Below are 13,764 nucleotides of genomic sequence, written 5' to 3' on the forward strand. Positions count from 1 at the left end.
AGCCACGTTTACGTGGCTCTTTAGTTTTTGCTAGTGTAGTTTTGAAGGAATTAAAGAGTAATATATCTTAATAAGGTCTAGGGTTTGGTGTGATTAAACCAGTGGCTACAGCTAGCAAGATAAGTACAATTATAACGGCAGAAGCAATTAACCTTCTACCTATAAACTTACTCATAGGTGGACTATCAGGTTCATTTTTTAACATTATCATCATAGCTTTAAAGAGGTTGAACACCATAAAAATAAGTAATCCACCGACCAATATTTTAATTAACACAACTATTCTCCTTTGGCGATGTGGTTAATGTGAATAATAAAAAGTATCGCCTACCTGTATTAGCTACATTAATCACTTTTTTAGCGGTTGTCATTATGTTTGCTTTAGGTGTTTGGCAATTACAAAGAGCAGAACAAAAGCAATTGCGTTTAGATTCCATTGCCCAAGCCAAAGTGTCCTCCCCTTTGGGCTTGAAAGAAGTTTTACACGACCTTGAGAATATGGTCGATATGCCACTCTCGTTTAATGCTAAGGCAGATATCGAACATTACTTTTTATTAGATAATAAAATTCATCAAGGAAGGGTGGGGTATCAAGTACTGGTGCCTTTAAAAACCAATCAAGGTGTTGTTATGACTAACTTTGGTTGGGTGTCTGCTACTCATAGTCGAGAGGTATTACCCAGTGTAGTTTTATATCCGGAGTTAGTTAAATTTTCTGGCATAGTGTCTTTTCCTACTAAAAATGCCATGGTGACTGAAACCGCAAAAATAGACGGAAATTGGCCTAAAGTATTACAAGCAGTTGACCTTAAGGTTATACAACAGCATTATAAACAATCTGTTTTGCCACTGGTGGTAAAATTGGCGCAATCCAAAAAATCTGGATTTGTTAGAAATTGGCAGCCAGTTGTTATGCCGCCAGAAAAACACCTAGCTTATGCTGTGCAGTGGTTTTTATTGGGTATAGCGGCCTTGGTTGTTTTTGTGATAGCCCAAAGAAAAAAAATAATAAGGAACGAGTGTGAGTAACACTACTAAAAAAAATAATAAAAGTATGATCCTCATCTTTGTCGCTGTTTTTGTATTACCAGTGATTTTAGCCAAACTTGCCTTAGACAATGGCTGGTTTAATCAAGCGGCCACTAATAAAGGTACTCTTATTCAACCTCCTTTAGATATGAGTAGTTTAAATGATGCTGAACACACGCCTAAGTGGAAATTAGTTTACGTATTACCCGAAATGTGTGACAAAAGTTGTGAAAACGCATTGTATAGTATTGTGCAAGTGTGGAGTGCATTAGGCAAACACGCTGATAGAGCTGAGGCTGTGGTGATTAGTCATAATAGAAGTAATCAAACACAATTAGCTGATTTAAAAAGTGCTTCTAAAGTTAGAATTATAGAAACTAGTCAAACAGATATTCAACAGATCTTTAAAGATAGCGGCACAGAAGGTGTTTTTATCGCGGATACCTTGAATAATGTAATTTTGCGTTATCCTCTTCAAGCAAATACTGAGACGGCGGTTTTAGAAAGCCGAGACATTTTGGCTGATTTACGTAAAGTACTAAAATTGTCGCGGATTGGCTGAGGAACCTAAAATGAAAAAGCTCGTCTTTTTAAGTATTTTATTGGCCATGGTGGTGATTGTACTGGGTGCATACGCTAGATTGACTGATGCTGGTTTAGGTTGTCCTGATTGGCCCGGTTGTTATGGACATCTGAGTTTTACTGAAACAACAAAAAATATTGAAACCGCTCAACAAGCATTTCCTGAACGTCCTTTTGAAGAACACAAAGCATGGAATGAAATGATCCATAGGTATTTCGCCAGTGGCTTAGGGTTTCTCATTCTAGTTATTTTTATTAGGAGTTTATTTCGCAAGGGCTTCAACACGCCGAAAAAATTGCCATTTGTGTTGGTTTGTTTAGTGTGCTTTCAAGGCGCATTAGGCATGTGGACAGTGACTTTAAATCTATTACCTGTGGTAGTAATGGGGCATTTGTTAGGCGGTTTCACGGTTTTATCAGGCCTTTTTTTACTGTACTTACGGCTTATACCTTACCGCATTCCTGGCGGTGATCCCCGCATGCGCAGGTTCGGTAAATACTCGACTATAGGTATTATTATTCTGGTAGTACAAATAGCATTAGGTGGCTGGACCTCTGCTAATTATGCGGCATTAGCTTGTACAGAGTTACCTGTGTGTGAAGGCTCTTGGTACGAACAATTGAGTTTTTCAGGCGCGTTTAGCGTGCCAGAGGCAGACAATTATGAATTTGGGGCTCACCCATATAATGAACGCATGACCATGCATATAATGCATAGACTTGGGGCCTTGATTACTTTTTTATATTTGTGCTGGTTAGGCATTCGATTATATGCCGCAGCTGCTTCTCGTCTAATTAAAAATTTATCAGCACTGATGGTTGTGGTGTTAGGTGCTCAAGTTATTTTAGGTGTGAGTAACGTAGTCTTTAGTTTGCCAATTTTGGTTGCTGTTTTACATAACGCAGTAGCAGCTTGTTTGCTGCTAGTATTAATAAGTATCAGTTATACTTTGTATCGTAAGACGTAGGAGAGCAAAGTGAGTAAGGTAATGGCCGCCCAACAGAGTTCCAGTTCAAGTTTTTTGTCTAGTTGTAAAGATTATTATGAAATGACCAAGCCTAATGTGGTTTTGTTATTGTTATTAACCGCGTTAGTGGGCATGTGTTTAGCCAGCGAAACATGGATAAGTTGGCACATTTTGCTAGCAGGTTTAACCGGTATTGGCTTTTTATCGTCTGCGGCAGCTGTGGTAAATCATGTGGTGGATCGCAGAATAGATAGTCAAATGGCAAGAACCTCTAATCGACCTGTTCCCAAAGGTAAAGTGACGCCTAAGAAAGCTATTATATTCGCATCTGTGTTAACTATTGTTGGTTACCTGATTTTGGAGTTATGGGTTAATCGGTTAACGGCAGTCCTAACCTTGGCAGGCTTATTAGGTTACGCAGTGGTTTATACCATGTACCTTAAACGTGCCACGCCACAAAATATTGTGATTGGTGGTTTAGCAGGGGCTATTCCTCCATTATTGGGATGGACAGCTGTGACCGGTGAAATTCATCCCCATGCCTTGTTGTTGGTATTGATAGTTTTTACTTGGACTCCTCCACATTTTTGGGCTTTAGCCATTCATCGAGAAAAAGATTATGCACGGGCTAAAGTACCTATGTTGCCTGTTACTCATGGTGTTGAATTCACTAAAACTTCGATTTTGTTGTATACCATTTTATTGTGTGTTGTATGTTTGTTGCCATATTTAATCGGTATGACAGGCATTATTTATTTGCTTGGCTCTACCTTGTTAAACGTTGGTTTTTTATATTACGCATGGAAATTAAAGTTTGGTTCCACAGAAAAAACAGCCATGCAAACCTTTAAGTTTTCTATTATTCACCTCATGGTGTTATTTGTAGTGTTATTAGTAGATCACTACATTCATTTTTAGACTCAATCACATTCAGGTTCATTATGAGTAAATTACAAGCTGGGATCGTCGCACTATTGGTTTTGGTGATTGGTATTGTTGTAGCAATTAACATAGCACCTTCTAAATCCGCCGAACCGCAACATATTCGCATGTACCCGCAACCCAGAGCGTTGCCCGATTTCACACTAATTGATCAACAGAACCAAGCATATACAAAAACTAATTTGTTAGATCATTGGAGCTTGTTATTTGTGGGGTATACATATTGCCCGGATATTTGCCCAACTACTTTGGCCGAATTAAAAGGTATTTATCCAGAGTTAAAAAAAATCCAATCTGAGCATTCAGTGCAAGTGGTTTTACTGTCTGTTGATCCTAAACGAGACACACCTGAACGATTAAATGAGTACATTAACTTTTTTAATCCAGAGTTTTCTGCTGTAAGCGGTGAACATGCACAATTGTTCCCGTTAGTTAGAGCTATGGGTATGATGTATTCAATGACTGAAAGTACCGATAATCCAGATTACCTAGTTGATCATAGTTCTTCAGTAGTGCTAGTTAACCCCAAAGCACAAGTAGTAGGGCGGTTTAAGCCTGATTTTATTCCAGGGAAGTTACCAATAAGTGAAGGGCAAAAAATCCTAGCTGACATGCCTTTACTTATTAGTCAGTAAACTAGCCATTAAGTTTACAGATGGAAATTCGTCAAGCTAAGCAATCAGATGCAAAGGTTTTGGCGCAACTCATTTATGATTCCGCATTCAGTCTATTAGACGCTACTTTTAGTCTAAATTCGCAATATTCCGCATTGGGGTTTTTAGCCGCAAGTGTAGTGAAACCCTATGGTCAATATGGTTTTAAAAACCATTGGGTAGTAGAAAAAAATCAACAAGTGGTGGCCTGTATTAGTGCATGGCACAGTGAAATGCCGGAAAGTTTTCATCAAGCTACATTAAGTAGTATTGCTGATTATTTCGGTTTAGAGCATGCAATTAAGGTATTAACTAATAATCAAACCCTGCAGGACTTTATTCCTGACATTCTGCCAAATGAATGGTGTATAGGGCACTTGTCAGTGGTTAAACAATATCAACGCCAAGGATTAGCTTCAGCACTACTAGAGTTTATGCAGCTACAAGCTAAACAACATAAAAAAACTGAGATAAGTTTAGATGTAGAAGCTAAAAACACAGGGGCGATTGAGTTTTATCTAGACCAAGGTTTTAGCAAAAGCGCCGAATCTACGCTCAGCGCTAATATGCTTGAATTGGGCCTTGGCCAGCATTGTCATCTAACCAAACCCTTAATCTAACCACTTCCCTTGGTTAGTGGGCACAAAGAAAGGGTGAGACAGCCAATAATATCTGCCTTTTAGTTGTTTACTGGGGACTGTACAGTTCACTTTATGTCTGCCGGGTTTCGCCTTAATATCTACCTTAATTGACATCAAACCATCAGATAATTTGTGTGGTATTTTATCGCCACTTTTAAAACAAGCGACTTGTGATGGATTAATGTCGTCACTGTTTATTTGGAAAGTTAAATCGACTTGTTTAATCGAAGAAGCCAATTCAGGCTCTTGTGGCAGTACTTTACTGACTGGCATGGCTAAACTATTTAACTTCACCTTTAACGTATTTATGTTGCTATAAATACCTGCAGCAGGAAATCTAGGTAAAGCCGAAAAATCACTGTGTGAGGCTATAGCTCCACTATGTTGGGCAAAACTTACATAGCCCAGTTGGGTTAATTGTTGCTTGAAGGCTTGGTTAAATTCACCGTATGGATAGGCGAAATATTTTAAGCTATATCCGAGTTTTTCAGTGAGCAGTTGTTCTGCTTCAGTTACATTCTTGGTTACTCTTGATAACCAATCTTGTTTTGATTCATTTGTTTGTTTTTGTAGGGAGTGTAAGTGGGCATTTCCATGATTAGCAAAACTGACATTCTGTTTTTGTAGCTGCTTGACTTGCTGCCAAGTTAATTGGGAATTTAGCGTGTCTATTAATGCTGGGTTGATAAAAATGGTGTAGTGAAAGCCAAATTTCTGCAATATGGGGTGAGCATTCTGATGAATGTTTTGATAGCCATCATCAAAGGTAATCACCACAGTTTTATCTGGTAGCGCTTGCTGGTTTTGTAATTTTTCAATCACAGTTTTTAGCGGTAACACAGTGTGATTATCAGCTAAATATTGCATATGTTGTTCAAATATCCGCGGAGATACTGAGGTAGAGTTAGGCGTGTCTTCACTCACATGGTGATATACTAAGATAACTGCATTGTCACTCGCTTGAGTATTGGTTGTTGATACTAGGTAGGCTAAAGTCAGTACAATAAATTTCCACATTGTTATTAATCAGTCTGTTCACAAATGATAGTTAGATGACCCATAGTCGTATTTTATTAAATTTTTTTCAAACAAGTTTGCATAAAAAAATTCTGCTCATTGCCCTGCCAATGATTTTGAGTAATGTCACCACGCCCTTAATGGGATTGGTAGACACTGCCGTGCTTGGCCATATGGATGGAGCGCATTATTTAGCTGGGGCATCGATTGCTGCTTTAGTGATCACGCAAGTTTATTGGGTGTGTGGATTTTTACGCATGACCTCAACGGGTTTAAGTGCGCAAGCCAAAGGCAGTAATCAAGCCGATGAAAATAACAAAAGTTTATTTCAGGGCATATTGATTGGTTTTGTCTTGGCCGGGATTATTTTACTGTTTAGCTCACAAATTTTAAGTGCGGGGATCTACTTTGCACAAACGAGTAGTCAGATTGAAACTATCATGTCTGAATACTTTAGTGTTCGTATTTGGGGCGCGCCTGCTGCCATGGCTAACTTAGCCATTATCGGCTGGTTAATTGGCCAACAAGCGGCTAAAAAAGTGTTAGTGATTCAGATCTGCGGCAATTTATTAAATGTGGTTTTGAATTTTTGGTTTGTTTTAGGCTTAGGTCTAGAAGTGTATGGCGTTGCTTTAGCAACTGTAATATCTGAATATTTTATATTTGTGACTAGTTTGCTCGTGGCTTTGCAGGTACTGGGTAAACCTATGCTTAAAAAACAGTGGTTTTCCTTGGCAAACTTAACCCCTTTGTTTTCATTAAACGCTAATACTTTTATCAGAAACTTAGTGCTGCAAGCCTGTATCGCATTTTTGATATTTAGTGGCGTAGGTTTTGGCACCCAAGCTGCGGCAATTAACGCCATTATCATGCAATTTTTTACTTTAATCGCATTGGGGCTCGATGGCGTAGCGTTCGCTGCTGAAGCTTTAGTAGGAGAACATAAAGGTAAAAAAGACCATGACGGAGTAGTACAGGCAAGCTTACACGGACTTGTTTGGTCAACATTATTAGCGGTAGCTTACAGTTTAGTTTTTTATTGTTGGGGAATGGAGATCACTGGGTTAATAACCGATCAAACCAGCCTGCAATTAGCAATGCAAGATTATATGCTGTACGTGATTTTGCTGCCCATTATTGCCCATTGGTGCTTTTATTTTGATGGCATATTTGTGGGCTTAACTCGGGCCAAGGCCATGCGAAATAGCATGATATTTAGTGGACTTATTATTTATTTTCCAAGCTTTTGGCTATTTTCAGATCACCAAAATCAAGGGTTGTGGATAGCCATGTTGTTATTTATGTTGTCGCGAGGTGTGACTTTAGGCGGCTATTTTAGTCATCTTTGTCAAAAGAGGCTGGTGGCCGTTTAAAACCGGCTGTCATGCGGTGAGCTAAAATCCCAAAATAACCTATTGCTGCGGGTATTAGACCGATAACTAATAACAATAATCCAGGGATCTGTAACCAAAACCAATATTGGGCGCCTAATAAAATTAACACGGCGCCTACACCAAAAATTCCTAAGCCTAGGGTAAATCTTCGCCAGCTTTGATTTGGATTGTCAGCTAAGCGCTTAAACCAGTTTTGCTTTGGCACTAAATTAACTTAAGTTTTAGTAGTAAGAGTGTTCGCCTGCTTCATGTTCTGTGGCGTCTTTAACACCCGTTAATTCATCGGCAAACTGTTCTAACATTTGTTTTTCAATACCGTCTTTCAAGGTTAAGTCGACCTGAGAACATCCGTTACAACCACCGGCAAATTGTAAAACCGCAACTTTTTCTTTAGTGATTTCCACTAACATCACTTTACCGCCATGACTGGCTAACTGAGGATTAATTTCAGCTTCAATCATATAACTCACACGTTCAGCTAATGGTGCATCAGAGTCCACTTTACGAGCCTTAGCATTGGGGGCTTTTAAAGTGAGTTGTGAGCCCATTTGGTCGGTGACAAAATCTATTTCAGCTTCTTCTAAAAAAGGCGCGCTTTCTAAGTCAATTACTGCATTAAAACCATTAAATTCTAATACAGTATCGCTGTCTTCTACGGCATCTGCTGGGCAATAGGAAACGCCACACTCAGCGCTAGGTGTGCCTGGATTCACAACAAACACGCGAATACTGGTATTAGCGTCTTGGTTTTCTAATAGTTTTCCGAAATGGGTTTCTGCAGTTTCTGAAATTGAAATCATGGGATATACCTAAATTTTATTACTAGGCATAGAATAACAAAATTACTTGACTAAAACACTCAAGTAATCGTTTTTGCTTATGATTATTTTGACTATGAGGTATTAGCAAATTGCTAGGAAAGATTAACAGCCCATAAATTATCTTTGTAAGGTGATGCATATACTCCAAACATCGATCCTCAGTTTGGGATTGGCTTTGTGCAGTAAATTGTAAGCGCTGTTGATTGTGGTGCCCGTAGTGACTACATCGTCAAACAATGCAATATGTTGATATTCAATCAATTGCTCTAGTGCTGTGGGAGGTATGCAAAAAGCGTTGCGTAAATTCCTTTTACGGGCCACTGCTGTTAAGTCTGTTTGTTGGCGAGTTGATTTAACGCGATTCAACAGGTTAGTGTTCATGGGAATATTTGATAACTGACTAATATGCTTAGCTAACTCAATACTTTGATTAAACTTACGAGTCAGAAACCGATTTTTGTGCAGTGGAATGGGCACAATAAACTGAGGTTTATCGTCTCCCGTGGCTAAACAATTTTTTACGAATAAACGCGCTAGCGCATGAGCATGAGGGAACTTTGCTGAAAACTTAAGTCCAGTAAGTAATTTAGAGATAGGCCATTGGTAATCAGATAAGGCTAGTATGTGAGGAAAAGATACCTTTTTGAGTCCTTTTTGAATATTAGGACAATGCATTAAATTGTATTCGAATTGCTGGCAATTGAATAAATCCAAGTCAGACTGGCAATAAGCACAAATGGCATTGATGCTTTCTTGCCTGCAAATTAAACAGTTTTGTGAAAATAACGAGTTCAACTTTGTATCTTCCTTGTACCTATTCTTAACTTGATTAAAATAGCCATCCATTTTCATTAAGTAAGTCTAGTTCTAAATGTCATTAAACTTAAAATATTCCACAGTTGGTCAAGGTGAACATTTAGTATTTCTGCATGGCTGGGGTGTCAACAGTGGTGTTTGGTCGTCGTTAGTTCCTCTGCTTGAAAAAGACTACACTATCACTTGTATTGATTTACCTGGGTTTGGGCAAAACCACGATCAACTACCAAGTGTTTATGATTTAGACAATATTGGAAAATGTGTTGCTGATGTATTACCGGAAAAATGTCGTTTAATTGGTTGGTCATTGGGTGGTTTGGTTGCTCAGCAAATAGCCTTAACTTGTCCTGAAAAATTACAGCAATTGGTGTTGATTTGTTCTAGTCCTAAATTTTCTAAAAGTCAGGATTGGCCAGGCATACAACCACAGGTTTTAGAAGCTTTTACTCAACAACTAAAACATGATTTTTCAAAAACATTAGAGCGTTTTTTAGCAATTCAAGCTATGGGTAGCAACACAGCTAGACAAGACGTAAAGACAATGAAACAGGCTATTGAGGCTTATCCTCAACCTTCTGTGATTGCCTTAGAGCATGGTTTAAATTTATTACATGATTGTGATTTACGGGCTGAATTGGCCAACTTGTTAGTACCTTGTCATGGGTTTTTAGGACGGTTAGATAGTTTAGTGCCAGCTGAAATTGGCGCCTCATTGGAGCGTTTTTCTTCCCGTATTACTACCCAAACCTTATCAAAAGCATCACATGCACCTTTTATATCCCACACGTCTGAATTTGCCGAGCAGTTAAAAACAATCTTAAATTGAGCTAAATTTTATATACCTGAGTACGCTCTGGTATAAACAAAAATGCCTCTAAACCTTTAAAAAATGTCCGTTTTGGTTAATAATTGTACATGAGGGTAGTAAAGTAGTAGAGGTTATAATGAACATCAATCACAATATTAATTCTGCGATTGTTAGTGGTACTTTGGGTATCCAGCGAGCAGAAGATAACATATCACAGCATTCAGCTAATTTGGCTAGCTTGTCTATTCGTACACCTGTATCTGATGATCCTCAAGAAGTATTGGCTAATGCCAGCCTCAATCAGTTGAATGTCATTAAACAAACTTTGCCTCAGTCAGTGCCAAATATTACCTCCGACTTGGTTGGTTTGTCTGTTAATAGCACTAACGCACAAGCATCTGCTAAGGTAGTTGATGTGGCTGGTGATACTATCGGTACTATTTTGGATATCTTGGCTTAGCTGTCATGAATGTTATTCCTCCGGTGCCTACTCCTGTCGTATTTAATACGGGAACTGTTAATACAGAATCCGTAAAACGCGACAATACCCAGCGCGAAACTATTCCAGCTCTTTCTGGAAATGAAAGTTCTAGTGCTGAAAAAGGTGTGGGTTCGGAATCTGATAAAGTCAAAACCCCCGGTCAAAATCAGCAGCCAGCTACATACGAAAAACCAAACGTACAAAATAACCAAACCGTTAATAGCCAATCCAATCCTGAAAAAGATAACGCTGAAGACCAAAGTGCAGGTAAAGAAGAGGCTGAAGAGCGTCAAAAAGAACAACAAGCGCAGCAACAGCAGCAAGCTGAAAAGAAACAAATAACAGAGTTAAAACAAAGGGATTTAGAAGTACGATCTCATGAGCAAGCTCATGCAGCGGTAGGCGGATCTTATGCAAGTTCACCTCAGTATCAATATGAAAAAGGGCCTGATGGCCGTCGTTACGCAGTTGGTGGTGAAGTTTCAATAGATGTCTCGAAGGAAGCGACGCCTGAGGAAACTATTCGTAAAGCCCAACGAGTAAAAGCTGCTGCTTTAGCGCCAGCAGAGCCTTCTCCGCAAGATTTACGAGTCGCCAATGAAGCTATGCAGTTAGCTGCAGAAGCCCGCAGAGAAATAGCTCGTGAGCAGGCCGAAAAAGCTCGAGAAGCCTTTAGAAAGGCTGTGGGTAGAGAAGAATCAAAACCGAATCAACTTAATCTAGATCTTGATGATTTTATTACTGGTACTGACTTTAATTCAGTGCCTCGACGATTAGATGATTCTGAAGATGTTAGGGCAGAAGAAAGTGCCGCGGTAAGCCAAGCTGCTCAAACTCGAGATTTAGAGATATCTAACAGAGTAGCGGTGATTGAAAGTTTCTATCAAAAAGTCGGAAACCCTGATGAAGGTAGACTTGATTTAACAGCTTGATTTACTAATTTATTTACAACAGTACTTTTAATTAACTAGGCCCTCAAGTGAGGGCCTTTTTAGTATTTATAGAAAGTGATTATTAAGACGCTGCTATTTTTTTGCTTTAGCAAAGGCATCAGCGAAGGCATTGCCCATCATTTGATTAGTTTGTTTGGGCGCTGAACTTCGATTATGTTGTTTAGCTTGTTGTGTACGCTCTTTTTTATGTTCAACACGTGCTTTTGTTTTGTTATTCGCACTTTGGTTAGGACTGTCGCCTAAACGCATGGTAAAAGATACCCGTTTTCTAGGCGCATCGACTTCCATCACTTTGACTTTTACTATGTCGCCAGCTTTTACTATTTCTCTCGGATCAGAAATAAACTTATCTGTCATAGCACTAATATGTACGAGTCCATCTTGATGTACGCCCACGTCTACAAAAGCACCAAAATTAGCTACGTTACTTACTACGCCTTCTAAGATCATGCCTACTTTTAAATCACTTAAAGATTGCACATCTTCTTTGAAGTTAGCAGTTTTAAACTCTGGTCGAGGATCTCGGCCAGGTTTATCCAGCTCGCTAATAATGTCGCATACAGTGGGTAGACCAAACTGTTCAGTAACAAAGTCATCTGGTTTTAATTGTTTTAATATTTCACTATTACCCACAATATCGTTTACTGCCAGTTCTGATTTTTTTATTATGGAGTTTACCACTGGGTAAGCTTCTGGATGCACAGCTGAAGCGTCTAGTGGGTTTTCACCGTCCATTATTCTTAAAAAACCAGCGGCTTGTTCAAAGGCTTTTGGCCCTAAACGTTCCACTTCTTTCAAGGTTTTACGACTAGAAAATGCGCCGTTTTTGTCTCTAAAGTTGACAATGTTATTGGCGAGTGTGCGATTTAAACCTGATACATGGCTAAGAAGTGCACTGGATGCAGTATTAATGTCGACACCCACCGCATTTACGCAGTCTTCTATAACTGCACTTAACGATTTGCCTAAGTTGCTTTGGCTCACATCATGTTGGTATTGGCCCACACCAATAGCTTTAGGTTCGATTTTGACTAGTTCAGCTAAGGGATCTTGCAATCGTCTAGCAATTGATACTGCACCTCTAAGTGACACGTCCATATCTGGAAGTTCTTCAGATGCAAGTTCAGAAGCTGAATATACGGAGGCACCTGCTTCACTAACAACTATTTTTTTTAGGCTAAGCTCTGGGTTATTTTTAATTACTTCGCCGGCTAGTTTATCTGTTTCTCTGGAGCCAGTTCCGTTGCCAATACTGATAAGTTGGACTTTATGTTGTTTACATAAAGTCGCAATGGTGCGACTTGATTTGTCCCATTGATTTTGTGGTACATGAGGGAAAATAGTGCTCGTAGCCAGTACTTTGCCAGTGGCATCTACAATTGCCACCTTAACTCCGGTACGTAACCCTGGATCTAAGCCCATGGTGACTTTAGGTCCGGCAGGAGCGGCCATTAATAAATCATTTAAATTTTTAGCAAAAACGTTAATTGCGTCTTGTTCTGCTTGTTCACGAATTGTACCAAACAATTCACTTTCCATATGTAAATGTATTTTTATGCGCCATGTCCATTGCACCACTGAGGCTAGCCATTTGTCTGCTGGTTTGTCATTAAAAGTTAAATTTAAGTGCTGGGCAATAATGTGTTCGCAGTAAGAGTTTCGATTGCCTTCTTCTTTTTCAGGGTCGGCATCTAGGCTCACCTGTAAAATATTTTCATTTCTACCACGAAACATAGCAAGTGCGCGGTGTGATGGTACTTTTTTTAATAACTCAGTATGGTCAAAGTAATCTTTAAACTTTTCACCTTCTTTTTCTTTGCCCGCTACAACTTGGCTTTTTATGTGGGCATTTTGATTTAGGTATTGGCGAATTTTTTGCAGTAAATCAGCGTCCTCAGCGAATCGCTCCATTAAAATATATTTAGCACCATCTAACGCGGTTTTTGTATCGACGATTGATTCTGAAATAAAAGCATTTGCTTCATGTTCAGGATCTAATTCAGGGTTATTGAACAATGCATCAGCTAACGGCTCTAAACCTGCTTCTATGGCAATTTGGCCTTTGGTTCTGCGTTTGGGTTTAAAGGGCAAATATATATCTTCAAGTTCAGTTTTATTATCTACCGCTAACAGGCGAGACTTTAATTCTGGGGTGAGTTTTTCTTGGTCTTGAATGGATTTAATAATGACTTTTCTTCGATCTTCTAAATCGCGAAGGTAGGTTAAGCGTTGTTCAAGTTTCCTAAGTGAAACATCATCTAAACCGTCTGTTGCTTCTTTACGATAACGAGCGATAAAAGGTACCGTTGAACCTTCATCTAAAAGAGTCACTGCTGCTTTAACTTGATGCGCTTTTACTTTTAATTCTTGCGCAATTGTTTCAATGATCATATTCCCAAAAACCTATGGTATTACTTTTTAACTAGGCTTTGATATATGGGTACTAAGATTAAATTACCAGTGCCTAATTAACAAAACTCATAATTAATTTTGCTAGGAGTGATGAGTTGCTAGTGGTTTCTCCGATCGTTAAACTTTGGTACTAGTTCAACTGCTTCATATCCAACTTACCTTAAACGTGTGGCAAAGCCTAAAAAGTATAGGAAATTTTAGCGTGTCATTTTAATAGATTTTGAAATTACAATTTGTGTATGTAGCT

16 protein-coding genes are annotated in these 13,764 nt (G+C 38.9%); 10 read left to right on the plus strand and 6 right to left on the minus strand.

Features of this window, described 5'->3' with window-relative positions; genetic code table 11:
- Positions 1 to 67: 67 nt before the first annotated feature.
- On the minus strand, positions 68 to 277 hold the full coding sequence (locus L0668_RS19400; protein ID WP_235314384.1) for a DUF2909 domain-containing protein: 210 nt from the start codon (positions 275 to 277) through the stop codon (positions 68 to 70).
- A gap of 29 nt (positions 278 to 306) precedes the next feature.
- On the opposite strand from L0668_RS19400, the gene L0668_RS19405 reads away from it, so the two are divergent.
- The 6 genes from L0668_RS19405 to L0668_RS19430 are packed head-to-tail and all read left to right on the plus strand — an operon-like array spanning position 307 to position 4,794.
- Positions 307 to 1,029: an SURF1 family protein gene (locus L0668_RS19405; protein WP_235314385.1), complete on the plus strand. Its 723-nt coding sequence runs from the start codon at positions 307 to 309 to the stop codon at positions 1,027 to 1,029.
- Between the two features lie 25 nt (positions 1,030 to 1,054).
- A complete protein-coding gene (locus L0668_RS19410) occupies positions 1,055 to 1,591 on the plus strand; it encodes a redox-active disulfide-containing membrane protein (RefSeq protein ID WP_235314425.1) in 537 nt (178 codons plus the stop codon).
- A 10-nt stretch (positions 1,592 to 1,601) separates the two neighbouring features.
- Positions 1,602 to 2,579, plus strand: coding sequence for a COX15/CtaA family protein (locus tag L0668_RS19415; RefSeq protein ID WP_235314386.1), 978 nt, complete (start codon positions 1,602 to 1,604; stop codon positions 2,577 to 2,579).
- A 21-nt stretch (positions 2,580 to 2,600) separates the two neighbouring features.
- Positions 2,601 to 3,497 (plus strand): heme o synthase, encoded by an 897-nt coding sequence (gene cyoE / locus L0668_RS19420; RefSeq protein WP_235314426.1) that lies wholly within the window; start codon positions 2,601 to 2,603, stop codon positions 3,495 to 3,497.
- Positions 3,498 to 3,520: 23 nt separating this feature from the next.
- Complete coding sequence (locus L0668_RS19425; protein ID WP_235314387.1) at positions 3,521 to 4,156, plus strand: SCO family protein; 636 nt, start codon at positions 3,521 to 3,523, stop codon at positions 4,154 to 4,156.
- 20 nt (positions 4,157 to 4,176) lie between these two features.
- Positions 4,177 to 4,794, plus strand: coding sequence for a GNAT family N-acetyltransferase (locus L0668_RS19430; RefSeq protein ID WP_235314388.1), 618 nt, complete (start codon positions 4,177 to 4,179; stop codon positions 4,792 to 4,794).
- Here the strand turns inward: L0668_RS19430 and L0668_RS19435 are convergent.
- Entirely contained in the window at positions 4,786 to 5,832 is a 1,047-nt protein-coding gene (locus tag L0668_RS19435) for a polysaccharide deacetylase family protein (protein WP_235314389.1), read from the minus strand. The genes L0668_RS19430 and L0668_RS19435 overlap by 9 nt on opposite strands.
- Positions 5,833 to 5,867: 35 nt before the next feature.
- Between L0668_RS19435 and L0668_RS19440 the strand changes: the two genes are divergently transcribed.
- Positions 5,868 to 7,205, plus strand: a complete 1,338-nt coding sequence (locus L0668_RS19440; RefSeq protein WP_235314390.1) for an MATE family efflux transporter — start codon at positions 5,868 to 5,870, stop codon at positions 7,203 to 7,205.
- Here L0668_RS19440 and L0668_RS19445 read toward each other — a convergent pair.
- The 3 genes from L0668_RS19445 to L0668_RS19455 all read right to left on the minus strand — a co-directional run bounded on the left by L0668_RS19445 (position 7,168) and on the right by L0668_RS19455 (position 8,842).
- Entirely contained in the window at positions 7,168 to 7,431 is a 264-nt protein-coding gene (locus L0668_RS19445) for a hypothetical protein (protein WP_235314391.1), read from the minus strand. The two genes, L0668_RS19440 and L0668_RS19445, sit on opposite strands and share 38 nt — an antisense overlap.
- 16 nt (positions 7,432 to 7,447) lie before the next feature.
- Positions 7,448 to 8,026 (minus strand): Fe-S biogenesis protein NfuA, encoded by a 579-nt coding sequence (nfuA, locus tag L0668_RS19450; protein WP_235314392.1) that lies wholly within the window; start codon positions 8,024 to 8,026, stop codon positions 7,448 to 7,450.
- 138 nt (positions 8,027 to 8,164) lie between these two features.
- Entirely contained in the window at positions 8,165 to 8,842 is a 678-nt protein-coding gene (locus L0668_RS19455) for a ComF family protein (protein WP_235314393.1), read from the minus strand.
- 76 nt (positions 8,843 to 8,918) lie between these two features.
- On the opposite strand from L0668_RS19455, the gene bioH reads away from it, so the two are divergent.
- The 3 genes from bioH (at position 8,919) to L0668_RS19470 (ending at position 11,084) form a co-directional block, all read left to right on the plus strand.
- Positions 8,919 to 9,689 (plus strand): pimeloyl-ACP methyl ester esterase BioH, encoded by a 771-nt coding sequence (gene bioH, locus L0668_RS19460; protein ID WP_235314394.1) that lies wholly within the window; start codon positions 8,919 to 8,921, stop codon positions 9,687 to 9,689.
- Positions 9,690 to 9,807: 118 nt separating this feature from the next.
- Entirely contained in the window at positions 9,808 to 10,131 is a 324-nt protein-coding gene (locus tag L0668_RS19465; RefSeq protein WP_235314395.1) for a hypothetical protein, read from the plus strand.
- A gap of 5 nt (positions 10,132 to 10,136) precedes the next feature.
- Positions 10,137 to 11,084, plus strand: a complete 948-nt coding sequence (locus L0668_RS19470; protein WP_235314396.1) for a putative metalloprotease CJM1_0395 family protein — start codon at positions 10,137 to 10,139, stop codon at positions 11,082 to 11,084.
- 93 nt (positions 11,085 to 11,177) lie between these two features.
- On the opposite strand, the gene L0668_RS19475 is transcribed toward L0668_RS19470, so the two are convergent.
- Positions 11,178 to 13,496 (minus strand): Tex family protein, encoded by a 2,319-nt coding sequence (locus tag L0668_RS19475; protein ID WP_235314397.1) that lies wholly within the window; start codon positions 13,494 to 13,496, stop codon positions 11,178 to 11,180.
- Positions 13,497 to 13,764 lie beyond the last annotated feature (268 nt).

This window comes from Paraglaciecola algarum (assembly GCF_021532655.1).
Taxonomy (GTDB): domain Bacteria; phylum Pseudomonadota; class Gammaproteobacteria; order Enterobacterales; family Alteromonadaceae; genus Paraglaciecola; species Paraglaciecola algarum.